The organism is Streptosporangium amethystogenes (assembly GCF_000721075.1).
Lineage (GTDB): Bacteria > Actinomycetota > Actinomycetes > Streptosporangiales > Streptosporangiaceae > Streptosporangium > Streptosporangium amethystogenes.
On record NZ_JOEQ01000114.1, the window covers coordinates 1 to 1,637 of the forward strand.

Below are 1,637 nucleotides of genomic sequence, written 5' to 3' on the forward strand. Positions count from 1 at the left end.
CTAGTGCCGTGACCGCATAGGTTCACCGGGTTGAAGTCGAACTGGTCCTCGTCGCCCGTGTGCCCCTGGCAGGATCTTGCCCATGTTCGAAGAGAAGCTCGACGCGCTCTCGCAGTTGATGGCCGAGCACATGGCCGCGCCGTTTCCACCGGGCTTTCGCGGCCTGGACATCGAAGGCCAGGAGATGGTGCTGCTCGACGCGGACGCCTACGGCTACGCCTCCGGTGTCCTCAAAGGCCCGCTCGATGAACAGCGCCGCGCGGGCTTGCTGAAGCTCACGGCGGCGTTCGAGAAGGTTCTCCCGGCGATCGACGACGAGTACGCGGCCAAGTACTACACGCACGTGCGCGACATGGCCGTGCTGGCCGCCGAGATCGACACCTTGCGCGACAAGGTAGACCTCTGACTGGGAAGGTTCGCCGAGGTGGCGATCGGGGCGCTTGGATGTGCAAGGACGTCCGATCCGACCGCTGGAGGTGCGGTGGCCGAGCCTGTCCGTGTGCGCAGACTGACCGACCAGGAGGGGCAGAAGCTTCAGCAGATCGTGCGCCGAGGCAGCACCAACTCGGTGCGGTTCCGGCGCGCGATGATGCTACTGGCCTCGGCCGGCGGGAACCGGGTCCCGGTGATCGCCCAGCTGGTGCAGGCCGATGAGGACACCGTCCGCGACGTGATCCATCGGTTCAACGAGATCGGCCTTGCCTGCCTGGACCCTCAGTGGGCGGGAGGCCGTCCCCGCCTGCTCAGCTCTGACGGCGAGGACTTCGTCATCAAGACGGCCACCACCCGCCCGACCAAGCTCGGCCAGCCCTTCACTCGCTGGTCCATCCGCAAGCTGCTCGCCTACCTGCGCAAAGTCCACGGCCGCGTGATCCGGATCGGCCGCGAGACGTTACGCCGCCTCCTGGCTCGGCGTGGCGTCACCTTCCAGCGCACCAAGACGTGGAAGGAGTCCCCCGATCCCGACTGCGACGCGAAGCTGGACCGGATCGAGGAGGTCCTGGACCGCTTCCCGGACCGGGTCTTCGCCTTTGACGAGTTCGGGCCGCTCGGCATCCGGCCCACGATGGGCTCGGGCTGGGCCGTCGTTGGCCACCCGGAGCGGCACCCGGCGACCTACCACCGCACCCACGGGATCCGATACTTCCACGGCTGCTACTCGGTCGGCGACGACACCCTCTGGGGTGTCAACCGCCGCAAGAAGGGCACCGTCAACACCCTGGCCGCGCTGAAGTCGATCCGGGCCGCCCGCCCGGACGGGGCCCCGATCTACGTGGTCTTGGACAACTTGTCCGCGCACAAAGGCGACAAGATCCGCTGCTGGGCGAAGAAAAACCGCGTCGAGCTGTGCTTCACTCCGACCTACGCGTCCTGGGCAAACCCGATCGAGGCGCACTTCGGGCCGCTGCGGCAGTTCACCATCGCCAACTCCAACCACTGCAACCACACCACTCAGACCCGGGCCCTGCACGCCTACCTGCGCTGGCGCAACGCGAACGCCCGCCACCCCGATGTCCTGGCCGCCCAACGCCGCGAGCGCGTACGCATCCGCGGCGAGAAGGGCATCCGCTGGGGCGGACGCCCTCTCAAGGCCGCAGCCTGACAAACCCGGCGAACCAATGCGGTCACGGCACTAG

General features: G+C 67.6%; 2 protein-coding genes. Both read left to right on the plus strand.

The annotated features are described in order from the left end of the window. Positions 1 to 82 precede the first annotated feature (82 nt). Entirely contained in the window at positions 83 to 406 is a 324-nt protein-coding gene (locus tag IG98_RS0143800; protein ID WP_030926464.1) for a hypothetical protein, read from the plus strand. Positions 407 to 481: 75 nt separating this feature from the next. Continuing rightward, entirely contained in the window at positions 482 to 1,603 is a 1,122-nt protein-coding gene (locus tag IG98_RS0143805; protein ID WP_030926466.1) for an IS630 family transposase, read from the plus strand. Positions 1,604 to 1,637 lie beyond the last annotated feature (34 nt).